General features: G+C 67.6%; 22 protein-coding genes. 14 read left to right on the top strand and 8 right to left on the bottom strand.

All coding sequences use genetic code 11. The annotated features are described in order from the left end of the window. Positions 1-15: 15 nt before the first annotated feature. Entirely contained in the window at positions 16-915 is a 900-nt protein-coding gene (locus tag ACVOLJ_RS05020) for a M48 family metallopeptidase (RefSeq protein ID WP_475280289.1), read from the top strand. Between the two features lie 39 nt (positions 916-954). Here the strand turns inward: ACVOLJ_RS05020 and xseA are convergent, their stop codons facing one another. From xseA to queG, 3 genes are read right to left on the bottom strand one after another with little or no spacing between them, the layout of a single operon-like run. After that, complete coding sequence (xseA, locus tag ACVOLJ_RS05025; RefSeq protein WP_475280288.1) at positions 955-2,295, bottom strand: exodeoxyribonuclease VII large subunit; 1,341 nt, start codon at positions 2,293-2,295, stop codon at positions 955-957. A 58-nt stretch (positions 2,296-2,353) separates the two neighbouring features. Continuing rightward, complete coding sequence (locus ACVOLJ_RS05030; RefSeq protein ID WP_481563612.1) at positions 2,354-2,923, bottom strand: CPCC family cysteine-rich protein; 570 nt, start codon at positions 2,921-2,923, stop codon at positions 2,354-2,356. Further along, positions 2,913-3,980: a tRNA epoxyqueuosine(34) reductase QueG gene (gene queG, locus ACVOLJ_RS05035; protein ID WP_475280286.1), complete on the bottom strand. Its 1,068-nt coding sequence runs from the start codon at positions 3,978-3,980 to the stop codon at positions 2,913-2,915. Before queG ends, ACVOLJ_RS05030 begins: the two co-directional genes overlap by 11 nt. 23 nt (positions 3,981-4,003) lie before the next feature. Between queG and ACVOLJ_RS05040 the strand changes: the two genes are divergently transcribed. From ACVOLJ_RS05040 to ACVOLJ_RS05065, 6 genes are all read left to right on the top strand, one after another. Next, positions 4,004-5,488 (top strand): NAD(P)H-hydrate dehydratase, encoded by a 1,485-nt coding sequence (locus tag ACVOLJ_RS05040; protein ID WP_481563613.1) that lies wholly within the window; start codon positions 4,004-4,006, stop codon positions 5,486-5,488. Next, positions 5,485-5,967 (top strand): tRNA (adenosine(37)-N6)-threonylcarbamoyltransferase complex ATPase subunit type 1 TsaE, encoded by a 483-nt coding sequence (gene tsaE, locus ACVOLJ_RS05045; protein ID WP_481563614.1) that lies wholly within the window; start codon positions 5,485-5,487, stop codon positions 5,965-5,967. The genes ACVOLJ_RS05040 and tsaE overlap by 4 nt, the downstream gene beginning before the upstream one ends. An 82-nt stretch (positions 5,968-6,049) precedes the next feature. Further along, positions 6,050-7,597 (top strand): N-acetylmuramoyl-L-alanine amidase, encoded by a 1,548-nt coding sequence (locus tag ACVOLJ_RS05050; RefSeq protein ID WP_475280283.1) that lies wholly within the window; start codon positions 6,050-6,052, stop codon positions 7,595-7,597. 94 nt (positions 7,598-7,691) lie between these two features. Beyond that, positions 7,692-9,593, top strand: coding sequence for a DNA mismatch repair endonuclease MutL (mutL, locus tag ACVOLJ_RS05055; protein WP_475280282.1), 1,902 nt, complete (start codon positions 7,692-7,694; stop codon positions 9,591-9,593). 11 nt (positions 9,594-9,604) lie between these two features. Further along, entirely contained in the window at positions 9,605-10,534 is a 930-nt protein-coding gene (locus ACVOLJ_RS05060) for a DUF1684 domain-containing protein (protein ID WP_481563615.1), read from the top strand. A gap of 2 nt (positions 10,535-10,536) precedes the next feature. After that, positions 10,537-11,481 carry a TraB/GumN family protein gene (locus ACVOLJ_RS05065; protein WP_481563616.1) on the top strand — a complete coding sequence of 315 codons (945 nt, stop codon included), beginning with the start codon at positions 10,537-10,539 and terminating at the stop codon, positions 11,479-11,481. Positions 11,482-11,572: 91 nt separating this feature from the next. Here ACVOLJ_RS05065 and phaR read toward each other — a convergent pair whose 3' ends face one another. The 3 genes from phaR to gluQRS all read right to left on the bottom strand — a co-directional run bounded on the left by phaR (position 11,573) and on the right by gluQRS (position 13,999). Next, a complete protein-coding gene (gene phaR, locus ACVOLJ_RS05070; protein WP_481563639.1) occupies positions 11,573-12,118 on the bottom strand; it encodes a polyhydroxyalkanoate synthesis repressor PhaR in 546 nt (181 codons plus the stop codon). Between the two features lie 187 nt (positions 12,119-12,305). Next, positions 12,306-13,046 carry an acetoacetyl-CoA reductase gene (gene phbB / locus ACVOLJ_RS05075; RefSeq protein ID WP_481563617.1) on the bottom strand — a complete coding sequence of 247 codons (741 nt, stop codon included), beginning with the start codon at positions 13,044-13,046 and terminating at the stop codon, positions 12,306-12,308. 17 nt (positions 13,047-13,063) lie between these two features. Next, positions 13,064-13,999, bottom strand: a complete 936-nt coding sequence (gene gluQRS, locus ACVOLJ_RS05080; protein WP_475280278.1) for a tRNA glutamyl-Q(34) synthetase GluQRS — start codon at positions 13,997-13,999, stop codon at positions 13,064-13,066. A gap of 93 nt (positions 14,000-14,092) precedes the next feature. Here gluQRS and htpX point away from each other — a divergent pair, with 93 nt between their 5' ends. Together htpX and ACVOLJ_RS05090 are read left to right on the top strand one after the other, a co-directional pair. After that, entirely contained in the window at positions 14,093-14,959 is an 867-nt protein-coding gene (htpX, locus tag ACVOLJ_RS05085) for a protease HtpX (protein WP_481563618.1), read from the top strand. A 142-nt stretch (positions 14,960-15,101) separates the two neighbouring features. Further along, a complete protein-coding gene (locus ACVOLJ_RS05090; RefSeq protein ID WP_475280276.1) occupies positions 15,102-15,521 on the top strand; it encodes a hypothetical protein in 420 nt (139 codons plus the stop codon). Between the two features lie 146 nt (positions 15,522-15,667). Here ACVOLJ_RS05090 and ACVOLJ_RS05095 read toward each other — a convergent pair whose 3' ends face one another. Further along, positions 15,668-16,495, bottom strand: a complete 828-nt coding sequence (locus tag ACVOLJ_RS05095; RefSeq protein WP_475280275.1) for an inositol monophosphatase family protein — start codon at positions 16,493-16,495, stop codon at positions 15,668-15,670. Between the two features lie 120 nt (positions 16,496-16,615). On the opposite strand from ACVOLJ_RS05095, the gene ACVOLJ_RS05100 reads away from it, so the two are divergent. The 3 genes from ACVOLJ_RS05100 to ACVOLJ_RS05110 are packed head-to-tail and all read left to right on the top strand — an operon-like array spanning position 16,616 to position 20,494. Beyond that, positions 16,616-17,386, top strand: a complete 771-nt coding sequence (locus ACVOLJ_RS05100; protein WP_475280274.1) for an RNA methyltransferase — start codon at positions 16,616-16,618, stop codon at positions 17,384-17,386. Positions 17,387-17,441: 55 nt separating this feature from the next. Continuing rightward, entirely contained in the window at positions 17,442-18,371 is a 930-nt protein-coding gene (locus ACVOLJ_RS05105) for a phosphate/phosphite/phosphonate ABC transporter substrate-binding protein (RefSeq protein WP_481563619.1), read from the top strand. After that, complete coding sequence (locus ACVOLJ_RS05110) at positions 18,368-20,494, top strand: putative bifunctional diguanylate cyclase/phosphodiesterase (protein WP_475280272.1); 2,127 nt, start codon at positions 18,368-18,370, stop codon at positions 20,492-20,494. Before ACVOLJ_RS05105 ends, ACVOLJ_RS05110 begins: the two co-directional genes overlap by 4 nt. Positions 20,495-20,528: 34 nt before the next feature. Here ACVOLJ_RS05110 and epmB read toward each other — a convergent pair whose 3' ends face one another. After that, complete coding sequence (epmB, locus tag ACVOLJ_RS05115; protein WP_475280271.1) at positions 20,529-21,569, bottom strand: EF-P beta-lysylation protein EpmB; 1,041 nt, start codon at positions 21,567-21,569, stop codon at positions 20,529-20,531. A gap of 97 nt (positions 21,570-21,666) precedes the next feature. Between epmB and efp the strand changes: the two genes are divergently transcribed. Beyond that, entirely contained in the window at positions 21,667-22,233 is a 567-nt protein-coding gene (gene efp / locus ACVOLJ_RS05120) for an elongation factor P (RefSeq protein WP_046988145.1), read from the top strand. 207 nt (positions 22,234-22,440) lie between these two features. Next, positions 22,441-23,784, top strand: coding sequence for a TRZ/ATZ family hydrolase (locus tag ACVOLJ_RS05125; protein ID WP_475280270.1), 1,344 nt, complete (start codon positions 22,441-22,443; stop codon positions 23,782-23,784). Positions 23,785-23,794: the final 10 nt, after the last annotated feature.

Genomic DNA, 23,794 nt, shown 5'->3' on the forward strand with positions numbered 1-23,794 from the left:
CCGGAAGACCTGCCGATGCGCAACGACCCCTTTTCCCGCTCGCCGCAACAGCGCCCGCAGCGGCGTGGCCTGTTCGGCAACATCCGCTGGTGGGTTCTGGTGTTGGCCGCGGGCTATGCGGCGTTCTACTGGTTTTCCAACCGCGCGGTCGACCCCTACACCGGCGAGAAGGTGCTGATCGACAGCAGCCTGGACGCCAGCCAGGAAAAGGCGCTGGGCCTGCAGGCCTACCAGCAGATTCTGTCGCAGGAACGGCCGCTGGATCCGAATGCACAGATTTCGCGCGACGTCCGCGCGATCGCACAGCGCCTGATCGCCAAGGTCGATGTGGTCGAAACGGCGCTCGCCCAGGAGCATGGCCTGCAGCCCGGGCATTTCTCGCGTGATTTCGAATGGGAGGTCAACGTCATCCAATCCGACCAGGCCAACGCGTTCTGCCTGCCCGGCGGCAAGATGGCGGTGTACACCGGGCTGGTACCGGTGGCACGTACCACCGATGCGATGGCGGTGGTGATGGGGCACGAAATCGCCCATGCGCTGCTGCGCCATGGGGCACAGCGCATGGCGCAGCAGAAGCTGACCCAGATCGGCCAGGTGGCCGGCGCCGCCAGTGGCATGGATGCGCAGCAGCAACAGATGATGATGTCGGCGATGGGCTACGGTTACCTGTTGCCGTACGCGCGCAGTCACGAGACGCAGGCCGATGAAGTGGGGCTGATGCTGGCCGCCGCGGCGTGCTTCGATCCGCGCGAGGCGGTACCGCTGTGGCAGCGCATGGGCCAGGCCGGTGGTGGCCAGTCGCCGCCGGAGTTCTCCTCGACCCACCCCAATCCGGGCACCCGAATCCAGAACCTGCAGGCGCTGATGCCGAAGGCGCTGGAGTACCGGCAGAAGTTCTGCGAGCAGGCAAAGTGAAGGGTGGTTCGGCAGGGCGCAGCCCTGCCGGGCAACCCGCTACTTGACCGCAGTAACCTGCACGTCGATCACCCCGTCGCCCACGCGGGCCTGCAACGCATCCCCCGGCTGCACCTGCGCGACCTGGCGTACCAGCGCGCCATCATCGCTGCGGGTGAGGATGCTGTAACCGCGCGCCACGGTCGCCAGCGGGCTCACCGCTTCCAGCGAACGGGCAAGTCCGCGCAGGCGCAGGGCATCGCGCTGCAGCAGGCGCTGCAGCGCGGCCTGCGGGCGTCCGCCAAGGGCACCCAGGCGTTGCCGCAGCACCTCGAGCTGGCGTTGCGGATGGTGCCCGCGCAGCACGGCCGCGGCATGCCGCAGGCGGGCAGCGCGTCGTTCCTGCTGCTGGCGGTGCGCCGCGTGCAGGCGCCGGCCCAGGTCCAGCTGGCGACGACGCAGCAGGTCCAGGCGTGTCTGTGGGCTTTGTGCATTCAAGCGCAGCAGCGCGCGATCGGCGCGTTGCATGGCCTGCTGCATGGCATGGCGTTGCAGCTGCACCATCCGTGCCGCATTGCGCCGCAGGCGCAGCACCAGGTCACGCTGGTCGGGCACCAGCAGTTCGGCGGCCACCGAAGGCGTCGGTGCCCGCAGGTCGGCAGCAAAATCGCTGAGGCTGAAGTCGGTTTCGTGCCCCACCGCCGACACCACGGGCGTGGCGCTGGCTGCAATCGCCCGCGCCAGCGCTTCATCGTTGAAGGCCCACAGGTCTTCCAGCGAACCGCCGCCACGGGTCAGCAGGATCACGTCGTAGCGACCACTGGCATCGGCCGCCTGCAGCAGCCGGGTGATCTGCGCGGCGGCACTGGCGCCCTGCACCAGCGTCGGCAGCAGGTCCACCTCCAGCAGCGGGAAGCGGCGCTGCAGCACGCTCAGCACGTCGCGCACGGCGGCACCGGTCGGTGAGGTGATCACCGCCAGGCGCTGCACGTGCGTCGGCATCGGGCGCTTGCGCGCGGGGTCGAACAGGCCTTCCGCCTCCAGCCGCGCCTTCAATTCCTCGAAGGCGCGACGCAACGCGCCTTCGCCGGCTTCTTCCATGTGGTCCAGCACCATCTGGTACTCGCCACGGGCGTCATAGAGCGTCACTTTGCCGCGCACCAGCACGCGCATGCCCTCGCGGGGCACGAACTTCAGGTACTGCGCCTTCATCCGGAACATCGCCGCCCGCAGCTGCGCACGCGGATCCTTCAGGGTGAAGTACAGGTGGCCCGACGCCGGGCGTGCCACGCTGCCGAGTTCGGCTTCCACCCAGATCGCGGAAAAACTGCCTTCCAGCAGGTCGCGGGCCAGCGTATTGAGCTGGCTGGGCGTGAGGACGTCGTTGTTGCGTGGCTGCATGGGTACGGAGTGGGGCAGGTGGAGCGGGGGCTCAGGATCGCACGTTGCCGCGCAGGGATCACGCCTGTGGGGAATCCTGTGCCGGCACTGCGGGTGCAGGTGCCGGCAGAGGTTCTGCCCGCAGATACAGCAACGCGCCTGCCTGCGCCCGGCTGGCGAAGTCGCTGCTGGAGATGTAGGCGTTCATCGTGACGCGGTTGCAGCCACTGTGTGTTTCGCCGCTCGTGCCATCGTTCTGCCAGCGGCACACCGGGCAGATTCCGTGGAAGGCGTCTTCCCGGTCCGTGAACACCCGGTAGGCGCAGGCGGGGCAGCAGGTGCCGCCGAGTGATGCATCGGCGTGGTCGATGATGCGTATCGCCGTCCCGGTGAGCGCAGCGATGGTTCGCTCCCAGTGGGCGTTCCTGATCAGCGGGCTGAACGTGAGCGCATCACGCAGCGCAGCGTTGAACGCCTCATCCATCGCCACGGCAGGGTCCGGCTGCGCGATCAGGCCAAGCTCGACAAGCGACTGCGCCCGTTGCTGCACTGTCATGCCGAGCAGGGCATGGCTGCGCAGGAAGTCGATGACATCGACGTAGCGGAATTCAATCGCCCTGTCCGCTGAGGTGAACGAATCAGCCGTCATGTTGCTGCAGCGCCCATTGCACGTGTTCGCGCACCACCGGCGAGGCGTCGTCGGCGCGCGCGTGCAGCGCAGCACGTGCCTGCTCGGAGCCGGGGGCGTTGCCCAGCGCCACCGCGATGTTGCGCAACCAGCGCTCATGGCCGCTGCGGCGGATAGGACTGCCTTCAGTGCGGCGCAGGAATTCGTCTTCGTCCCAGGCGAACAGCTGATCCAGGCGTGCCGTATCCAGGTTGTTGCGGGCGCGGAAGTCCGCCTCATCGGTGCGTTTGGCGAACTTGTTCCAGGGACAGACCAGCTGGCAGTCGTCGCAGCCATAGATGCGGTTGCCGATCAGAGGTCGCATTTCCAGCGGGATCGCGCCGTCATGTTCGATGGTCAGGTAGGAAATGCAGCGACGCGCATCCAGTCGCTGCGGCCCGGTGATGGCCTGGGTCGGGCAGACGTCGATGCAGCGGGTGCAGGTGCCGCAGTGTGCGCTGGCCGGCGTATCGATCGGCAACGGCAGGTCGATGTAGATCTCGCCGATGAAGAACCACGAGCCGCCGTGGCGATCGATCAGGCAGGTGTGCTTGCCGATCCAGCCAAGCCCCGCATTGCGCGCCAACGCACGCTCCAGCACCGGCGCGGAGTCGACGAATACGCGGTAACCCAGTGGTGCCACTTCATCGTTGATCTGCGTGGCCAGCTTCTGCAGGCGGTTGCGCATCAGCTTGTGGTAGTCGCGGCCCAATGCGTAGCGGGCCACGTAGGCGCGCCCCGGGTCGGCCAGGGTGGCCCAGGCCTCGGTATCGTCCTTGTGGCTGTAATCCATGCCCACCGAGATCACCCGTACGGTACCGGGCAGCAGTTCGGCCGGGCGCGCACGCAGGGTGCCGTGGCGGGCCATCCAGTCCATCGTGCCGTACAGGCCCTGGCCCAGCCAATCGGCCAGGTGTGCCTCGTCCTCACCCAGTTCGATGCCTGCGATGCCACAGCGCTGGAAGCCGTGCGCACGCGCCAGATCGCGGATGCGCTGCACGGCCAGGGCCGGGTTGAGGGGGGCAGGGACGGGGAACATGCGCACCAGTATAAAATCCCCGGATGGCCAACCTTGCCGATCTGTTCGATTCCGTTGCTGCGCGCACGCTGGATGCCCGCGCTTCCGCACTGGCGGGCGACGCTGGCTGGGGGCTGATGGCGCAGGCCGGCCAAGCGGCCTGGCACTGCCTGCTGCAGCATTGGCCACAGGCCCGGCGGATCGGCGTGGTGGTCGGCAGCGGCAACAATGGCGGAGACGGCTACGTGTTGGCTGGCCATGCGCTGCAGGCCGGCCGGCAGGTGCAGGTGGTCGCGCTGCCTGGAAAGGGCCCTTCCACCGCGCTGGCGCAGCGTGCCGCATCGGATTTCAGGTCCGCCGGTGGCCGTGTGACGGACTTCGACGGAGTGCTGCCGGAGGCCGATGTCTGGGTTGATGCGCTGTTCGGGCTGGGGCTGGACCGTGCGCCGGCCGCTGCGGCGCTGGCGCTGATCGAAGCGCTCAATGCGCAGTCGGCGCCAGTAGTGGCGCTGGATGTGCCGAGCGGCGTCGATGCCGACCGTGGCAGCGCGCCGGGCGTTGCGGTGAAAGCCGCCGTAACCGTGCAGTTCATCGTCGCCCATCGCGGGCTGTATACCGGTGACGCGCTGGAATATGCGGGCGCGCGCGAACTGGCGCCGCTGCAGCTGCCCGACGCGGCCTGGCAGGACGTGCTGCCGGCGGTGCATCGCTGGGTGCAGGACCGCCTGCCGCCGTTGCTGCCGCCGCGCCGCGCCAACAGCCACAAGGGCGAATCCGGCCATGTGCTGTGCGTGGGCGGCAACCACGGCAGCGGCGGCGCCATCGCCCTGGCCGCCGAGGCGGCGCTGCGCGCGGGTGCGGGCCTGTTGAGCATCGGCACCCGCCGCGACCACGTCGGGCCGTTGCTGGCGCGCCTGCCCGAGGCGATGACCCACGCCGTGGAAGACGGCGATGTGCTGCCGGCATTGCTGGCAAAGGCCAGGGTGGTTGCGATCGGTCCCGGGCTGGGGCAGGACGACTGGGCGCGCGCGCTGTACGCCCGCGTTCTGCAGTCCGGCCTGCCGCTGGTGATCGACGCCGATGCGTTGAACCTGCTTGCACGCGACGCCCGTGCGCTGCCCGATGCGATCCTGACCCCACACCCCGGCGAAGCGGCGCGGTTGCTGGAAACCACTACGGCGGCGATCCAGTTGGACCGCCATGCCAGCGCGCAGGCGCTGGCCGAGCGTTACCACGCGGTGGTGGTGCTGAAGGGGGCAGGCAGCATCATCGCCGCGCCGGGCCGCACGCCGCGATTGATTGCAGCAGGCAATCCCGGCATGGCCGTGGGTGGCATGGGCGACCTGTTGACCGGCATCATCGCCAGCCTGCGCGCGCAGGGGCTGCCTGCATTCGACGCAGCGGCCGGCGGCGCACTCCTGCATGCCCTGGCCGGGGATATCGCCGCCGCTGACGGCGCCCGCGGCCTGCTCCCTACTGATCTGCTGGCGCCCCTGCGGCGGCTGGCCAACCCGGAACGATCCCGATGACCGAATTCTTCCTCGCCGACAGCGATGCCACCGAACTGCTTGGCCAGTGGCTGGCCGCCACCCGCCCGCCGCAGGCGCTGGTTGAACTGCGCGGTGACCTTGGCGCGGGCAAGTCGACCACGGCGCGGGCATTGCTGCGCGCACTGGGCGTGCAGGGCGCGATCCGCAGCCCCACCTACACCCTGGTCGAGCGCTACCCGCTGGCCAGTGGCGGAGAGGCCTGGCACATGGACCTTTACCGCATCGGCCAGGCCGGTGAGCTGGATTTTCTCGGGCTGGACGAGGGCAGTGCGGTGCTGTGGCTGGTGGAATGGCCCGAACGCGGCGCCGGCGCGCTGCCGCCGACCGATCTGGTGGTGGCGCTGGAAATCGAGGGGCAGGGCCGTCGCGTCCGTCTCACCGGCACCAGCGACTCGGGTCGTGAATGGCTGCAGCGGCTCCCTCAAGCGGGCGACTTGCAGGCCATTTCTGTCGGCTGACGAGAACAACTGTCGGCAGGTTACGGATTATTAAGGAAAAAGGTGTTGCATTCCGTTCAGCGCGGTGATTGAATCCTGAGTCATGCGCCCGGGGAACCGTCTCATTGCCATCTGTGCCGCCGTCGGACTGAGTCTGGCGAGCGTCAGTGCGTGGGCCGGCGAAGTCCGCCAGGTTCTGCTGAATACGGGAGCCACCGGCACCCGTGCGGAAATCGCGCTGGTCGGCAGTGGCGGCTACAAGACCCTGTCCCTGGCCGGCCCCAATCGACTGGTGGTGGATTTCCCCGATTCCAGCGCGGTGCGCAACCTGAAGATGCCTTCGCCGCAGGGCGTGGTCACCGCAGTGCGCACCGGACAGCCGGTGCCGGGCACCTTCCGCGTCGTGTTCGACCTGGCCGAGACGGTCGCCCCTTTCCGCCCGCAGATGCAGCGCGAAGGCAATGAATCCAAGCTGGTCATCGAGTGGCCGGGCGATGGTCCGGCACCGGTTGCGCGCCAGGCTGCAACGCCGGCACCGGTGCCGCAACAGCCCACGGTGGTCCCGTCGGCACCCAACCCGCAGACACGTGGCGATGCTGCGCGGGCCACGGCCCTGCTGACCGCACAGGTGCAGCAGCAGGCCAGTGCCAGTGCCGCCGCGCCCGCGGTGCCGACACCGGCGCCGAGCACTACCCCGGTGCAGGTTGCAGCGGCCGGCACGACGGCCAGCAGCACGCCGCCGTCTTCGGCAGCGGCGATCCTTGCCGGCCAGCCGACCGCCGCAGTGGTTGCCAATCCGCCGCGCCCCGCGCCGACACCTGTCGCGCAGGCCGAATCGCCGCGCCCCAGCATGCCCAGTGATGCCTCGCGCATCCGCATGCAGCCGGGGATGCGTCATCTGGTGGTGGCGATCGATCCCGGCCATGGCGGCCAGGATCCCGGCGCCATCGGTCCGACCGGCAAGCGCGAAAAGGACGTCACCCTTGCGGTGGCGCGTGAACTGGCGCGCCAGGTCAATGCCACGCCCGGCCTGAGAGCCTTCCTGACCCGCGACAGCGATGTGTTCATTCCGCTGCCGATGCGTGCGCAGAAGGCCCGCGCGAACAAGGCGGACATCTTCATTTCGATCCACGCCGATGCGGCCGAGAACCGTTCGGCCACCGGCTCCTCGGTCTATGTGCTGTCGACCAAGGGCGCGTCGTCGCAGCGCGCACGCTGGCTGGCGGACAAGGAAAACGCGGCCGACCTGGTCGGTGGCGTGCGCCTGCAGCAGACCGAAGGGACGCTGGCCAACGTCCTGCTGGACCTGGCCCAGAGCGGCTACATGAAGTCCTCCGAGGACGCGGCCGGGCACGTGCTGGGCGGTCTGAAGAGGATCGGCAACAACCACAAGCCGAACATCGAGCGCGCCAACTTTGCCGTGCTGCGCACCTCGGACATGCCGGCGATGCTGGTGGAAACCGCCTTCATCTCCAACCCGGATGAAGAGCGCCGCCTGATCGATCCGGCGTACCAGCGCAAGGTGGCCGGCGCAGTGCTGGATGGCGTGCACACCTTCTTCAGCCGCCAGCCGCCGCCGGGTACCTTGTATGCCGCCCGTGCCCAGGCCGAGATCGACGCCGCCAGCACCGTCGCCGGCGGCAGCAAGTAACCCGCGCAGCGGGTTACGGTAGCGCCGGGCCATGCCCGGCGGAAGTGCAGCTCCGTTATCATCAGGGCATGACGTCTGAAACCCAGCCAGCCCCATGACCGCGCCCGATCCGCGTCCGATCCGGCCGCTGCCGGAAATCCTGATCAACCAGATCGCCGCCGGTGAGGTGGTCGAACGCCCCGCATCGGTGGTGAAGGAACTGGTCGAGAACGCGATCGATGCCGGTGCCAGCCGCGTCGATATCGAGCTGGAGGAAGGCGGTGTGCGCCTGATCCGCATCCGCGACAACGGCAGTGGTATTGCGCCCGAACAGCTGCCGCTGGCGGTATCGCGGCATGCAACCAGCAAGATCGCCAACCTTGATGAGCTGGAAGCGGTGGCAACGCTCGGTTTCCGTGGCGAAGCGCTGCCGTCCATTGCCTCGGTCAGCCGTTTCACCCTGTCCTCGCGCCGCGCCCATGACGAGCATGGTTCGGCGCTGCAGATCGAAGGCGGCAAGATCGGCGAGGTGACCCCGCGCGCGCATGCGCCAGGCACCACGGTGGAAGTGCGCGAGCTGTTCTACAACGTGCCGGCGCGACGCAAGTTCCTGCGTGCCGAGCGTACCGAACTGGGGCATATCGAGGAATGGCTGCGCTCGCTGGCGCTGGCCCGCCCCGATGTCGAACTGCGCGTGTCGCACAACGGCAAGGCGTCGCGCCGCTACAAGCCGGGCGACCTGTATTCGGATGTGCGCCTGGCCGAAACGCTGGGCGAGGATTTCGCTGCGCAGGCGGTGCGCGTGGACCACAGCGGTGCCGGCCTGCGGCTGCACGGCTGGATCGCGCAGCCCCATTATTCGCGTGCCAGTACCGACCAGCAGTACCTGTATGTCAATGGTCGCTCGGTGCGTGACCGCAGTGTCGCGCACGCGGTGAAGATGGCTTACGGCGATGTGCTCTACCACGGCCGCCAGCCGGCCTATGTGCTGTTCCTGGAACTGGACCCGACCCGGGTGGATGTGAACGTGCATCCGGCCAAGCACGAAGTACGTTTCCGCGATTCGCGGCTGGTGCACGACTTCGTCTACCGCACCCTGAAGGATGCACTGGCCGACACCCGCGCTGGGGTGACAGCGCAGGAGATCGGTGCAGGTGCCGCGCATGCGGCCGCGATGGAAGGTGCGGCGGCCACGGCTGGCATGACGGCGTCCAGCTATGGTTTCGTCCGCGGCCCGGCGCCCGGTGCAGGGTCGGGCGGTGGCGGTGGATTCTCCGGTTGGCGGCCACAGCAGCCGTTGGGCCTGCAGGTGGCCGATGCACCGGCGGCCTACGCGGCCCTGTATTCGTCGCCAGGCGCTGCCGAGCGTGGTGCGGCGTTGCCGCCGATGCCGATGGAGAACGGGCTGCCGGTCACCCGTGCGGATGCCGGCGTGCCGCCGCTGGGCTATGCCATCGCCCAGCTGCACGGCATCTACATCCTGGCCGAGAATGCCGAAGGCCTGATCGTGGTCGACATGCATGCAGCGCACGAGCGCATCGGCTACGAACGATTGAAGAATGCCCACGATGGCATCGGCCTGCAGTCGCAGCCGTTGCTGGTGCCGATCACCCTGGCGGTGGGTGAGCGTGAGGCCGACACTGCCGAAGCGGAGGCAGAGACGCTGGCCGCGCTCGGCTTCGAAATCACCCGTGCCGGTCCTGGCGCGCTCCACGTGCGCAGCATCCCGGCATTGCTGGCCAATGCCGAGCCGGAAGGGCTGCTGCGCGATGTGCTGACCGACCTGCGCGAGCATGGCCAGAGCCGGCGCATCGCAACCGCGCGCGATGAACTGCTGTCGACCATGGCCTGCCATGGCGCGGTGCGTGCGAACCGGCGCTTGACGGTGCCGGAAATGAACGCACTGCTGCGCGACATGGAAATCACCGAACGCTCGGGTCAGTGCAATCACGGTCGACCGACCTGGGCGCGTTTTTCGCTGGCGGAGATCGACCGCTGGTTCCTGCGCGGACGTTGAGGGGAGCACTGATGCGACATTGGGGATTGGGGAGCCTGCTGGCTGCCCTGTTGTTGGCCGCCTGCAGCCCGGCACCGACGCCGGCGCCGCCGGCCGTTGAAGATCCGGCATTCGCCGCGCAGCAACAGCAATGGCGCGTGCTGCGCTACCAGGACCTGACCCGGGCGGACGGCTGGACCGCGCTGGTCGGCCTGCACTGGCTGCAGAACCGGTCGCACTTCGTTGGCAGTGGCGCCACCAGCGGCATCCGTCTCGCGGTGGGGCCGGCCAAGCTTGGCCTGCTGCGCCGCGAGGGCGACCAGTGGTGGTTCACTCCCGAATCCGGCACGGATGTCACCCTGGACGGGCAGCCGGTGCGTGGCCGCGTGCGCATGGATACCGACAAGGATCCGCAGCCGACCCTGCTGGCCTTCGATGGCGGCAAAGGCCAGCTCAGCCTGATCCGTCGCGGTCCGCGTGATGCGCTGCGGGTCAAGCACGCCGATGCGCCGGCACGGCGCGATTTCGCCGGCCTGCAGTACTGGCCCGGTGGCCCGGGTTGGCAGCTGAAGGCGCGCTTCATTCCGCACCCGCCGGGCACGACCATGCCGATCGTGGACATCACCGGCCTGACCACTGCCATGCCCAGTGCCGGTACGGTCGAGTTCGAGCGCGATGGCCGCAGCTGGCGGTTGCAGGCCATCGGCGAGCCGGGGCAGCCGCTGTTCCTGATCTTCGCCGATCGCACCAGCGGCCATGGCAGCTATCCTGCCGGGCGCTACCTGGATACCGATGCGCCCACGGCCGACGGCCATGTGCTGCTCGATTTCAACCACGCCACCAACCCGCCGTGCGCGTTCACCGCGTATGCCACCTGCCCGCTGGCGCCACCGGAAAACCGCCTGGACCTGCGCGTGGAAGCCGGCGAGAAGGCATATCACCTGCCTGAAGGAGAGGGCTGAAAATGACGATGAAACTGCTGCTGCGCAGTACTGTATTTCTGCTTGCGTGCGCCATTGCGCCGTTGGCGACCGCGCGGGATGCGGCCGCGGATGCGGCGACGGGCAAGCCGCCATTGCCGCTGTTGTGGAAGGTCACCGGGCAGGGCGATGCGCGCCTGTTCCTGCTGGGCTCCTTCCATCTGTTGAAGCCGCAGGACTATCCGCTGTCGGTCGATGTCGAACAGGCATTCGATGCTTCGCAGCGCGTGCTGTTCGAGGTCACTCCCGAAGAGCTTCAGTCGCCACAGATGGCCAGCCAGATGGTGCAGGTGGCCACCCGCAAGGATGGCAGCGAACTCAAGCGTGATTTGGATGCGCCGACGTGGCAGAAGCTGCAGGCCTACGCGGCGCAGAACCAGCTGCCGCTGGCCCAGTTGCAGGGCATGAAAGCATGGTTCGTGGGCCTGACCATCAGTGTCGGGCAGATGCAGAAACTGGGGCTGGACCCTGAGCTCGGCCTGGACCGGCATTTCATGCAGCGTGCGCAGAAGACCGGCAGGAAGACGGCGGGCCTGGAAGACATGGCCAGCCAGATCAACCTGCTCGATGGCATGAGTCTGCAGGAGCAGCGGCAGATGCTGACCGAAGCGCTGGACCAGGCTGGCAAGGCCGATGAGCAGGCGCGCATGCTGCATGAGGCATGGCGACGTGGCGACGAGCGCTTCCTGTGGAACAAGATGGGCGTTGAAATGCGCCAGCAGTATCCGCAGCTCTACAAGCGCATCAATACCGACCGCAACGATGCATGGGTGCCCAAACTGCTGCCGTACCTGCAGGCCGGGCAGGGCGGCACGCTGGTGGTGGTCGGCGGCCTGCACCTGCTGGGCAGCGATGGCCTGGTGGAGAAGTTGAAGGCCAAGGGCTACAAGGTCGAGCGCGTGTGCACAGGGTGCAAGGCCAAGCGCTAGATCCACGCCGTGCCTTGGCAGGCGGATGGATAGAACAAAAAAAACGGCGCGCCCATGGCGCGCCGTTCTTGTTCATCCCGGGGTGTTCGCCTCAGCGGCGCGTCTTGCCGCCGGTGCTGGTGCCGGACTCGTTCGGCTTGCCGGTGGTGCCGGTGCCGGTGCCCGTACCCGTGCCGGTACCACCTGGACGCGGGCCGCCGAAACCACTGCCCATGTTGCGCTGGAATTCCTGCCACAGCTCCAGGTTGCGCTCGGTCAGCTGGTTCATCATGGCCCAGGGGGTCTGCCCCAGCAGGTTGCCCATCTGCTGGCGGAACTGCTGCTGCTGGTCCAGGAAGACCTGCATGCTGCGCTCCAGGTAGTTGCCCATGAAGCCCTGCAGGGAATCACCGTAGAAACGGATCAGCTGGCTGAGCAGCTGGGTGGAGAGCATCGGCTCGCCGTCCTGTTCCTGGTCGGCGATGATCTGCAGCAGGACCGATCGGGTGAGGTCGTCGCCGCTCTTGGCGTCACGGACTTCGAAGTCTTCGCCGTCGAGGATCAGCTGGCGCACATCCTCTATGGTGATGTAGCTGGAGATCTCGGTGTCATACAGACGGCGGTTCGGATACTTCTTGATGATGCGGGTCGCAGCCATGAAGCGGTACTCGTCACAGTAGACGCGCAGCATGGCGCAGTGCAGCAGCCGTTGCAACCGCCCCAGCCCCCGCCAGGCTTGGCTTTCGGCCCGCAGAATGTTGCGCAACAAGGGTTTGCGTGCTGCGCAGCATGACCAACGGCAGGGTAGCGCTGCGTGGGTGTCGGACCCGGCGCGGCCTGGCCGCTTACCAGCCCATATGGTGGCCGCCGTTGATGTCCAGGTTGCTGCCGGTGATCCATGAGGCTTCCTCGGCGACCAGGAACGACACCCCGTAGGCGATCTCCTCCGGCTTGCCGAGGCGACCGGTGGGAATGTCGGCGATGATCTTGGCGCGCACTTCCTCCGGCACCGCCATCACCATGTCGGTGGCCACATAGCCGGGCGAGATGGTGTTGACCGTGATGCCGAAGCCCGCGTTCTCGCGCGCCAGCGAGATGGTGAAGCCGTGCATGCCGGCCTTGGCGGCGGCGTAGTTGGCCTGGCCGTACTGGCCCTTCAGGCCGTTGATCGAACTGATCTGGATGACCCGGCCCCAGCCACGGCGGCGCATGCCTTCGATGACCGGGCGGGTGACGTTGAACACCGAATTGAGGTTGGTGTTGATGACGTCGTGCCACTGCTCGGCGCGCATGCGGTGGAAGGTGGTATCGCGGGTGATGCCGGCGTTGTTGACCAGGATCTCGACCGGGCCGAGTTCGGCCTCGACCGCGCGGATCATGGCTTCGGCACTGCCCGGCTCGGACACATCACCCGGGAAGAGGGACACGCCGTAGCCGCGCTCGGTCATCACCTGCTGCCAGGCGCGTGCCTTGGCTTCGTCGCGGTAATTGGTGGCGACCCGGTGGCCCTGGTCGGCCAGGCGTTGGCAGATGGCGGTACCGATGCCGCCGGTTCCGCCGGTGACCAGTGCGACGCGAGATGTCATGGAGAGCTGTCCGGATATCAGGTGGGGGAAGATGGATTCTGCAACATCGGGGCTGAAAGTGCGCCGGGTGGCAGCAGGCCCGCTCCAATCAGGATGTCAGCGCGCGGCAGCCGGGCGGGGTCGAAGGCCTGTCGTGCAGCGGCCAGCAGCGCGGCCAGATCGTATGCAGCGTCCAGCGCGGCGGGAGGCTGGCCAAGCAGCTGCCAGAGCTGGCGCAGCACCGGCAGCGGCTGCGCGCTGTCCACCGGCAGTGCGGCCAGTGATTTGGACAGCTTGTGGCCCGGCGCATCGAGCAGCAGCGGCAGGTGCCAGTAACGCGGTACCGCCAGGCCCAGCGCCCGCTGCAGCAGGATCTGCCGTGCGGTGGAGTCCAGCAGGTCGGCGCCGCGCACCACCTCGGTAACCCCTTGCGCGGCATCATCGACCACCACCGCCAGCTGGTAGGCCCAGCAGCCGTCGGCACGGCGCAGCACGAAGTCGCCGACGTCGGCATGCACGTCCTGCTGTTGCAGGCCGCGCAGGCCATCGTCGAACTGCACGATGCTGCCGGCCGGCACGCGGAAGCGGACGGCAGGGTCCGGCCGCGCTTGCCGCGCCACGCAACGGTGGTGGATGCCGCCGCTGGCGGCCAGCTCGCTGCGGCTGCAGTGGCAGACGAAGGCCTGATCGCCGGCAAGCAGCGCGTCCAGCGCGGCCTGGTAAGCCCCGCCGCGCGTGCTCTGCCAGAGGATCGGGCCGTCATGGACCAGGCCGAACGCCGCCAGCGCCTGCAGCTGTGCCCGCGCCGCGCCGGGTACCGTGCGCGGCGGATCAACGTCTTCGATGCGCAGGCGCCAGGCGCCGCCATGATGACGGGCAAGCAGCCAGCTGCCGAAGGCGGCGAGCAGGGATCCGGGGTGAAGCAGGCCGGTCGGCGAAGGTGCGAAGCGGCCGCAGGGGGCGTTGGCAGTCATGCAGACTGAATCGTCGGTCAGGTTGGCGCTTGAATTCAAGCTGAGCGCACCGCAAATTGACGGATATCGACCCCTTCCGAGCCGGAATTTCCCATGTTCACCCGTATTGCCCTCTTTCTAGCGACCAACCTTGCGGTGCTGATCCTTGCGAGCATCGTGATGTCGATCCTGGGCGTGGACTCCCGCTCCATGAGCGGCCTGCTGGTCATGGCGGCCATCTTCGGTTTCGGCGGTTCACTCATTTCGCTGCTGCTGTCCAAGTGGATGGCCAAGCGCTCCACCGGTGCGGTGGTCATCACCGAACCGCGCAACCAGACCGAGCGCTGGCTGCTGGCCACCGTCAAGCGCCAGGCCAAGGCGGCCGGCATCGGCATGCCGGAAGTGGCGGTGTATGACGGCCCGGAGATCAACGCCTTCGCCACCGGCGCCAACCGCAACAACGCGCTGGTGGCGGTGTCCACCGGCCTGCTGCACAACATGAGCGAAGACGAGGCCGAGGCGGTGCTGGGCCATGAAATCGCCCACGTCGCCAACGGTGACATGATCACCATGGCGCTGCTGCAGGGTGTGCTGAACACCTTCGTGATCGTGCTGGCCCGCGTGGTCGGCGGCATCATCGACAGCGCGCTGTCGGGCAACCGCGAAGGCGGCGGCCGCGGCTTTGCGTACTTCATCATCGTGTTCGTGCTGGAAATGGTGTTCGGCCTGTTCGCCACGATGATCTCGATGTGGTTCTCGCGCCACCGCGAGTTCCGTGCCGACGCCGGCGGTGCTTCGCTGGCCGGCCGCCAGAAGATGATCGCCGCGCTGGAACGCCTGCAGCTCAACCACGGCCAGAGCACGCTGCCGACCCAGATTGCCGCATTCGGTATTGCCGGTTCGACGGCCAGGAAGCTGTTCATGAGCCATCCGCCGCTGGAAGAGCGCATCGCCGCGCTGCGGGCATCCACCGCGGCGTAAGCGTCGGGCCGCACCCGGAAACACCAACGCCCGGCCTTGTGCCGGGCGTTTTCCGTTGCGGCGGCGCCGATGTGCAGGTGTCCGCACTGGCCCCGACGCCCGTGTCGGGGCTGGTCGGGCAGGGCGTATCACGCGTGGTAACGTGACGCCGCTGCTCACCGGTGATGTTCAAGGACAAACATCCATGCGATACGCCATGACCTGGCTTCCGTTGTTGCTGGCCGCAAGCGCATCGGTCGCTGCCCGCGACCAGGGGCCGGAGGGCCCGTCTCCCGCGTTTCCGCCTTCCTTGCTTGGAATGTGTCCCGACCTGATCAGGGACAGCCAGGAAGTGGGCCTCATCGATCTGCGCCACGCAGGCAAGCGCGGTGGCAACGTGATGACGATGCCGACCTGGAACAACCTTCCGTGGCAGCACCGCTACCTGCTGGCCCATTGCTCGGCCTACGTGCTCACCGGCAGCAGCGAGGCGCCGCCGGCTGGACTGCGCATCATCGATGAAGACTCCGGTGCCGTGCAGGCGGTGCTGGACGAGCGCGGGTTCCGCGATATCGACCCCTGACGGCGGTGGCCGAGCGCGCTGGAGGCGAGAGCTGGCAGCGCGGAAACGATCCGCCGGGCGTGGCCCGGCGCTACCGGTGCATGACAGCGCAAACAGGAACGGCGCCTTCGCAGGCGCCGTTCCGCTGAACCGTTTCTACGCGGGTATCAGAACTTCGCGTCGAACTCGGCGGCGTAACCGGTATTGACCAGCACCTTCTGCAGCGCCTCGGCCACCTTCAGGTTGCCGGCCACGATCTGGTGGTTGTCCGGGCCGCGGTTGTCCATGCGGCCGAGGGTCGCGCCCTTGAAGTCGCAGACCTTGCCACCGGCCTCGCGGACCAGCAGCAGGCCGGCGGCGATATCCCATGCCTTCACACCGGCTTCGAAATAGGCATCGGCGCGGCCGCAGGCCACATAGGCCAGGTCCAGCGCGGCCGAACCGGTACGGCGGATATCCTCGGCCTGGACCAGCAGGGTGTCGACCGACTTCAGCTGGGCGCTGGCGCGGGCGCGCTCACGCGGGGCGAAGCCGGTGTGGATCATGGTGCCTTCCAGGTCCTTGCGGTCGGCAACGCGGATGCGGCGATCGTTGAGGACGGCACCGGCGCCGCGGCTGGCGGTGAACAGTTCATTGCGCAACGGGTCGAAGATGACCGCATCGGTCGGCTCGCCGTTCTCGACCAGGGCGATCGACACGCAGTAATGCGGCACGCCGCGCAGGTAGTTGCTGGTGCCGTCGAGCGGGTCGATGACCCACATGTGGCGACGCTCGCTCTGTACACCACCTTCTTCACCGAAGATGCCGTACTCGGGGTAGGCGCGCTTGAGTTCCTTGACGATGACCTTTTCCGCATCTGCATCGACTTCGCTGGCGTAGTCCATGCGGCCCTTCTGCACCACATTCAGCGCCTCGAGCTTGTTGATGTTGCGCAACAGGACGTTGCCGGCGAGGCGGGCGGCCTTGACCATGACGGTTACGGCGGGTTTCTGCATGGTGTGGGCTCCCGGAAAGGCAGAAGAGAAGGGCTGGCGGGGGAAAAGAGCAGGTCCGGCGCAGTGGCCGGCCGCACAGTTTACCATTGGTCTTCGTCCAGCTCGACCTTTTCCCTGTTCATGTCCCAGTTTCCCGCTGCCAGCCGCCTCCGATTCGTCCTTGTCGGCACCCAACACCCCGGCAACATGGGGGCCGCCGCCCGTGCCCTGAAGACCATGGGCCTGGCCCGCCTGGTTCTGGTGGCGCCGGAAAAGCCGCTTGATGAAGAGGCCTTCCGGCGCTCGGCCGGTGCCGAGGATGTGCTCGGCGACGCGCCGGTGGTCGCCACCCTGGCCGAAGCCGTGGCCGACTGCCGCTTCGTGCTGGGTTGCACCGCGCGCGCCCGGCGGGTCCAGCTGGAGGAATTCCTGCCGGCCGATGCCGCGGCCCGCGCCGTGACCCGGGCCGGCGAAGGCGACGAAGTGGCGCTGGTATTCGGCCGTGAGCGCACCGGCCTGACCAACGAAGAGCTGCAGCTGTGCCATGCCGCCGTGCACATTCCGTCCGATCCTGAGTTCAGCTCGCTCAACCTGGCCGCCGCGGTTCAGGTGCTGGCCTATGAAGTGCGCATGCAGCTGCTGGGCGCGCAGCCGGTTGCCGAGGCAGGGCCGGGCAATCGCGAGCAGGCTGCCAGTCACGACCAGATGGAGAGCTTCTTCGCGCAGCTGGGCGACACCCTGGACGAGATCGATTTCCACAAGGGGCGCGCACCGGATTCGGCAATGCGCAAGCTGCGCCGCCTGTTCCTGCGCAGCGCGTTGAGCGAGCCCGAAGTGCGCCTGCTGCGCGGCGTCCTCGCCGACGCCCAGCGCATGGCCAGGATCGCGCGCAGCGACAACAAGGACGGCTGACGAGGTTCCGGTTTTTTCGGGTAGTCTGTCCGGATGTCCTTGGGGGGATGATGCCGTGACGGGTCTGCGGGAGGCGCTGCAGGGGAGTCTGCTGAGCCTGGCCTTGGTGCTGCTGGCCGGGGTGGCCCATGCTGCGCCTGACCATGACCCGGTGCTGGTTCTGGGGCGGATCAGCGATGATCCGAAGGCGCATTACACGCAGTTGCAGCCGTTGTTGGACTACGTGGTGGCACACATGCATGGGGTGGGAATCCGCGAAGGCCGGATCCTGATGGCGCGCGATCCGCAGCAGATGTCCAGTTTCCTGCGGCGGGGGCGGGTGGATTGGGTGACCGAGACCGCCGGCACGGCAATGTCGCTGGGCCAGCGCAGCGGCGCCCGTCCGCTGCTGCTGACCGAGCGCAGTGGCGTGCGTGAGTACCACACGGTGTTCTTCGTGCGTCGCGACAGTCCGATCCAGCACCTTGAGGAATTGAAGGGGCATCGCCTGGCGTTGCAGAGCACCGCTTCCACCAGTGCCTATCTGGTGCCGGTGGTGACGCTGCTGGGTCATGGCGTGGCCCCGCAGATCCTGGCGGGGGCATGGGACACTCCCGGCCCGGACAGCGTGGGCTATGTGTTCGCACGCAGCGAGTTGAACATCGCCACGTGGGTGCACAAGGGGTTGGTCGATGGCGGTGCGGTAAGCAGTGTGGACTGGGACGACGAGCGGCGGGTGCCGGCTGCGTTCCGCCGCGACTTCCGCGTGCTGCTGCGGACCGAACCGTATCCGCGCGCGGTGGAAATGGTGCGGGCCGATCTCGACCCACGGGTGCGCGATCGATTGCAGGAGGTTCTGCTGCAGGCGGCTGCCGATCCACGGGCACAGGGGGCGTTGCAACAGTTTTTTGGCACTTCTGGTTTCCACCGCGTCGATGCGCATGCGCAGCAGCGGCTGGATGAATTGAAACAAGGGTTGACGCGCGTGCGGATGGAAGTGGAATGAAGTGGCTCGGCTCCGGGATGCAGGCCCGATTCCTGCTTGCGATGGGCGGGGCAATGCTGGTGGTGGTGGCGATCCTGGCAGTGCTGCTGGGGCGGCAGGCGGCGATGCAGACCGAGGTCAAGAGCCTCAGCGGCAACGTCCTGCATGAACTGTTCGACCGCAGTGTGCGCAGCCGTGGTGAAGCAATGGTGCGCGAGCTGTCCGACGCACTGGCCAATCCGCTGTACTACAACGACCTGGACCAGGTCGGTGCACTGGTGCGCAGCATTTCGCGGCAGCCGGTGGTGCGTTACGTGCTGGTGTTCGACGATCGTGGCCGGCTGGTGCACGACGGATCGGTGGGGGTGCCGGATTTCGGCCGGCCGATGACCGATCCGCTGGCGCCCGGGGCCGTGGCCGCGCAGTCGCTGGTGGTGCAGGCGTCGCCGCTGGTGCTCGACAACACCATGCCGATCATGGTCGGCAAGCAGCGCATCGGCGGCGTCCGCGTCGGCATGGCGCTGGACGAAGTGCAGCAGCGCGAACAGGCGGCCAACGCCACCCTGGGCGAGCGCCTGCAGCAGGTCGGCAGCCGCCACCTGGGCTGGCTGCTGTTGATGCTCGGGCTGCTGGTGGTGATCGGGGTAGTGGTGATCCTGTACGTGCAGCGCACCCTGGTCGCGCCGATCCGCGAGCTGGCGGCTGCGGCACGGCGTATCGAAGCGGGCGACTACCAGGCGCCGCTGCAGGAAAACAGCCGCGACGATGAGGTGGGCGAGCTGGTACGTGGCTTTGTGCGCATGCGTGATGCGATTGCCCGGCATGACCGTGAAGTCCGGCACATGGCCTATACCGATGCCCTGACCGGGCTGACCAACCGGCTGGCGTTCCGCGAGGCGCTGGACCACCGCCTGATGGCCGCGCGTGCGTCCAACCATCGATTGGGCCTGCTGTTTGCCGACATCGACGATTTCAAGCGGGTCAACGACACCCTGGGCCATGAGGCCGGCGATGAGGCCCTGCTGCAGTTCGCCCAGCGTATCGGTCGTGCCGTTGCCGAAGCCGGTGGCGACGATGCGCTGCTTGCGCGGTTCGGCGGCGACGAATTCGTGATCCTGGTGGGCGATGGTGATGTCGCGGCCAATGCCCGCCTGCTGGCCGAAGTGCTGGTGCGCGAACTGGGCAAGCCGCTGGTGGTGCAGGGCAGGGAGCTGTTCCTGGGCACCTCGATCGGTGTGACCCTGTTCCCCGATGATGCCGCCGATGCGACCACGCTGCTGAAGAACGGCGACATCGCCATGTACCAGGCGAAGATGGCCGGCAAGAACTGCTACCGCTATTACAGCCGGGCCATGGATCACGCGGTCGAGCGCCGCGTCCACATGGAACAGGAACTGCGTGGTGCGTGGGAGCGCGGCGAGTTGCGGCTGGCCTACCAGCCGATCTTCCGCATGCGCGACCGCCGCATGGTGGGTGTCGAAGTGCTGCTGCGCTGGCAGCACCCGACCCTGGGCACGATCCCTCCCTCTGTGTTCATCGAAGTGGCCGAGCAGAGCGGCCTGATCGAGGTCATCGGTCCGAAGGTGCTGCGTGCGGCCTGCATGGAGGCGGTGCAGTGGCCGCGCGGGGTCGCCGGCGACGAGGTGTTTGTCTCGGTCAACGTGTCGCCACGGCAGCTGCGCGGCGGAGAGCTGCCCGCGCTGGTCGCACAGTGCCTGCAGGAATCTGGCCTGCCCGCATCACGCCTGCACCTGGAGCTGACCGAAACGGCGGTGATCGGGGACGAGATGCTCGCCGCGCAGCTGCTGGACCGGCTGCACCGGGCAGGGGTGAAGGTATGGCTGGATGATTTCGGTACCGGTTTCTCCGGTCTCAGCCATCTGCGCCAGGTGCCGGTGGATGGGGTCAAGATCGACAAGAGTTTCGTTGCCGACATGCAGCGCGATCCGGACGATCTGGCCTTGACTACGGCGATCATCGCGATGGCTCACGCGCTGGGCATCACCGTGGTGGCCGAGGGCATCGAGCAGGAAGCGCAGTTCGAACTGCTGGCCCAGCGCGGTTGCGATCTGGGCCAGGGCTACCGGTTGAGCCACCCGGTCACCGCCACCGAAGTTGTGCGGATGATCGAATCAGGGGCGTGATCCGTCGCGATCCACGCATGGCGTGGATCTGCTGTTACAGCGGGCGCTTGCTCGGGTCGCCGGGCAGTTCGCGCACCAGCTTGGGCACCAGGTAGCCGGACAGGCGCGCGGTAAGACCGGCGATCAGGGCCTTGGCGCGGGTATCGTCCACTTCGAAATGGGCCACGCCCTCGACCCGGTCCAGCTGGTGCAGGTAATAGGGCAGCACGCCGGCGGCGAAGCTGCGCTCGCTCAGGTCCTGCAGGGCCTGCACGCTGTCATTGACCCCGCGCAGCAGCACCGCCTGGTTCAACAGCTGCGCACCGGTGCCGCGCAGCAGGGCCATCGCGGTATCCACGCTGGCGTCGAATTCATTGGCGTGGTTGGCGTGGACGACGATCGCCAGCGGCCAGGGCAGGGAGCCGAGCCAGGCCAGCAACGCTTCGTCCACGCGTTCTGGCAGCACGATCGGCAGGCGGGTGTGGATGCGCAGCCGGCGGATATGCGGGATCCGGCCAAGCGCATCGGTCAGTTCGACCAGCTTGTGGGTGGCCAGCGACAGCGGATCGCCGCCGGACAGGATCACCTCGTCGATGTCCCGATCCGCCGCGATGGCTTCCACGGCCTCCTGCCAGCCGCCCTTGGCCGCGTTCTCGGTGCCGTAGTCGAAATGCCGGCGGAAGCAGTAGCGGCAGTTGATCGCACAGCTGCCGGTGGCCACCAGCAGGGCCCGGCCGCGATACTTCTGGATGACCCCGGTGGCCTTCTTCGCGGCGCCATCGCCCACCGCGTCGAAGCTGAACCCCGGCGCAGGACGCATCTCGGCGTCGATCGGCAGGACCTGCCGGAGCAGCGGATCGTGGGCATCGCCACGGCGCATGCGGGCCACGAAACCTTCCGGAACACGCAGCGCGAACTGGGCCATGGCAGCCTCTGATACGCCCAGCGCGGCCGCATCCAGATCCAGCCGCGCCAGCAGCGCCTGCGGGTCGCGCAGCGCCTGCCGCCAGAGCTGCTGCCAGCGCGGGGGCGCGCCTGCCGAGCGGGGCCGGGAAAGGGCGGAAAGCTGCATGGAGAGGGGGCCTGCGGTTATCATGGACACATAAACAGTTGCCCGCCGGGGATCCGGTGGGCTTTCCATTCTATCCGGCTCGCCGCACGCGCGGCGGTTTCGCCATTTGAGGAGCTTGAGCATGGCCACTGCGGGCATGAACGATGTCAAGAACGGGATGAAGATCCTGGTCAACAATGAACCGGCCGTCATCTCCGAGACCGAGTTCATCAAGCCGGGCAAGGGCCAGGCCTTCACCCGCGTGCGCTATCGCTTCATCAAGTCGGGCCGCACGGTCGAAATGACCATGAAGGCGACCGATGACGTGGAAGTGGCCGACGTGGTCGATACCAACATGGACTACATGTACAGCGACGGCGAGTACTGGCACTTCATGGACCCGGAGACCTTCGAGCAGGTCCAGGCCGACAAGTCCGGCATGGGCGGCGCCGAGAAGTGGCTGAAGGGCGAAGAGTCCTGCATCGTGACCCTGTTCAACGGTTCGCCGATCTTCGTGCAGCCGCCGAATTTCGTCGAACTGAAGATCACCGAGACCGACCCGGGCGTCCGTGGTGACACCTCCGGTGGTGGCGGCAAGCCGGCCACGCTGGAAACCGGTGCAGTGGTCCGCGTGCCGCTGTTCGTCAACCAGGATGAAATCATCAAGGTCGACACCCGTTCGGGCGAGTACTCCTCGCGCGTCAAGTAAGGTTCCGGCCGCAGGCCGACCCTACTGTAGAGCCGAGCCATGCTCGGGTACGCGCCATCGCATTCGCGCTGGCGCTCCCATGATCTGCTTCGGCAGATCATGGGCCCCGCTTCACGAGTCTCCAGACCCCGCCGCTTCGCGGCAGCCCCTGACTCAGGGGCGCGTCCCCCAGAAGTATCTCGCCGCCCCCCCAGCCAGTGAGCCCGCATGAGCGATAGCCCGCACCTCCCCGAAGCCTGCGACCTGCTGATCGAAGCCGGTTACGTGGTCCCGATCGAGCCGCATGCGGTGGTGCTGGAAGACCATGCAGTGGCCGTCCGTGGCAGCGAGATCGTCGCCATCCTGCCGCGTGCCGAGGCCCGTGCGCGTTTCCACGCCGCGCAGGTGGTCAGCCGTCCCGACGCGGCGCTGATGCCTGGCCTGGTCAATGCCCACACGCATAACCCGATGACCCTGCTGCGCGGCGTCGCCGACGACCTGCCGCTGATGACCTGGCTGCAGCAGCACATCTGGCCGGTGGAAGCGGCGGTGATCGGTCCCGAGTTCGTGGCCGATGGCACGACGCTGGCGATCGCAGAAATGCTGCGCGGCGGCACTACCTGCGCCAACGAGAACTATTTCTTCGGCGACGTGCAGGCCGCGGTCTACAAGAAGCACGGGTTCCGCGCGCTGGTCGGCGCGGTCATCATCGATTTCCCCACTGCCTGGGCCAAGACCGATGACGAGTACTTTGCCAAGGCCGGTGAACTGCATGACCAGTGGCGCACCGACAGCCTGATCGGCACCGCGTTCGCCCCGCATGCGCCGTATACCGTCAACGATGCCAATTTCGAGCGGGTGCGGATGCTGTCCGACCAGCTCGACATGCAGGTGCACCTGCATACCCACGAGACCGCGCAGGAAATCACCGATTCGATCAAGCTGCACGGCCAGCGCCCGCTGGCACGGCTGGATCGGCTGGGCCTGGTCAATGACCGCCTGATCGCGGTGCACATGACCCAGCTCACCGAAGCGGAGATCCACCTGTGCGCCGAGCGTGGCGTCAGCGTGGTGCACTGCCCGGAATCGAACCTGAAACTGGCTTCCGGTTTCTGCCCGGCCTGCGCCCTGCAGCGCGCCGGCGTGAACCTGGCCATCGGTACCGATGGCTGCGCCAGCAACAATGATCTGGACATGTTCAGCGAGAACCGCACCGCCGCGATCCTGGCCAAGGCCGTGGCCGACGACGCCACCGCGCTGGATGCGGCCACCACCCTGCGCGCGTCCACCCTCGGTGGCGCCCGTGCGCTGGGCTTCGGCGACCGCATCGGTTCGATCGAAGTCGGCAAGCAGGCCGATCTGGTCTGCGTCGACCTGTCCGCGCTGGAGACCCAGCCGCTGCACAACGTGCTGTCGCAGCTGGTGTACGCCACCGGCCGCCAGCAGGTCAGCGACGTCTGGATTGCCGGCAGGCCAAAGCTGGTGCAGCGCGAGCTGGTCGGCATGGACCTGCCGGGCATCATCGCCAATGCGCGCCAGTGGCGCGAGCGCATCCGTCATATCCGCGCCTGAACCCGGCGCT

This window comes from Stenotrophomonas sp. STEN046, from assembly GCF_056759755.1.

Excerpts from the sequence above, each read along its gene's own strand:
- ACVOLJ_RS05110 (WP_475280272.1), top strand. The coding sequence starts at position 18,368 with ATGAAGTGGCTCGGCTCCGGGATGCAGGCCCGATTCCTGCTTGCGATG.
- ACVOLJ_RS05095 (WP_475280275.1), bottom strand. The coding sequence starts at position 16,495 with ATGCAGAAACCCGCCGTAACCGTCATGGTCAAGGCCGCCCGCCTCGCC.
- ACVOLJ_RS05125 (WP_475280270.1), top strand. The coding sequence starts at position 22,441 with ATGAGCGATAGCCCGCACCTCCCCGAAGCCTGCGACCTGCTGATCGAA.
- ACVOLJ_RS05020 (WP_475280289.1), top strand. The coding sequence starts at position 16 with ATGCGCAACGACCCCTTTTCCCGCTCGCCGCAACAGCGCCCGCAGCGG.
- mutL (WP_475280282.1), top strand. The coding sequence starts at position 7,692 with ATGACCGCGCCCGATCCGCGTCCGATCCGGCCGCTGCCGGAAATCCTG.
- ACVOLJ_RS05030 (WP_481563612.1), bottom strand. The coding sequence starts at position 2,923 with ATGACGGCTGATTCGTTCACCTCAGCGGACAGGGCGATTGAATTCCGC.
- gluQRS (WP_475280278.1), bottom strand. The coding sequence starts at position 13,999 with ATGACTGCCAACGCCCCCTGCGGCCGCTTCGCACCTTCGCCGACCGGC.
- efp (WP_046988145.1), top strand. The coding sequence starts at position 21,667 with ATGGCCACTGCGGGCATGAACGATGTCAAGAACGGGATGAAGATCCTG.
- phbB (WP_481563617.1), bottom strand. The coding sequence starts at position 13,046 with ATGACATCTCGCGTCGCACTGGTCACCGGCGGAACCGGCGGCATCGGT.
- ACVOLJ_RS05040 (WP_481563613.1), top strand. The coding sequence starts at position 4,004 with ATGGCCAACCTTGCCGATCTGTTCGATTCCGTTGCTGCGCGCACGCTG.
- ACVOLJ_RS05100 (WP_475280274.1), top strand. The coding sequence starts at position 16,616 with ATGTCCCAGTTTCCCGCTGCCAGCCGCCTCCGATTCGTCCTTGTCGGC.
- xseA (WP_475280288.1), bottom strand. The coding sequence starts at position 2,295 with ATGCAGCCACGCAACAACGACGTCCTCACGCCCAGCCAGCTCAATACG.
- phaR (WP_481563639.1), bottom strand. The coding sequence starts at position 12,118 with ATGGCTGCGACCCGCATCATCAAGAAGTATCCGAACCGCCGTCTGTAT.
- epmB (WP_475280271.1), bottom strand. The coding sequence starts at position 21,569 with ATGATAACCGCAGGCCCCCTCTCCATGCAGCTTTCCGCCCTTTCCCGG.
- ACVOLJ_RS05060 (WP_481563615.1), top strand. The coding sequence starts at position 9,605 with ATGCGACATTGGGGATTGGGGAGCCTGCTGGCTGCCCTGTTGTTGGCC.
- ACVOLJ_RS05065 (WP_481563616.1), top strand. The coding sequence starts at position 10,537 with ATGACGATGAAACTGCTGCTGCGCAGTACTGTATTTCTGCTTGCGTGC.
- htpX (WP_481563618.1), top strand. The coding sequence starts at position 14,093 with ATGTTCACCCGTATTGCCCTCTTTCTAGCGACCAACCTTGCGGTGCTG.
- ACVOLJ_RS05050 (WP_475280283.1), top strand. The coding sequence starts at position 6,050 with ATGCGCCCGGGGAACCGTCTCATTGCCATCTGTGCCGCCGTCGGACTG.
- queG (WP_475280286.1), bottom strand. The coding sequence starts at position 3,980 with ATGTTCCCCGTCCCTGCCCCCCTCAACCCGGCCCTGGCCGTGCAGCGC.
- tsaE (WP_481563614.1), top strand. The coding sequence starts at position 5,485 with ATGACCGAATTCTTCCTCGCCGACAGCGATGCCACCGAACTGCTTGGC.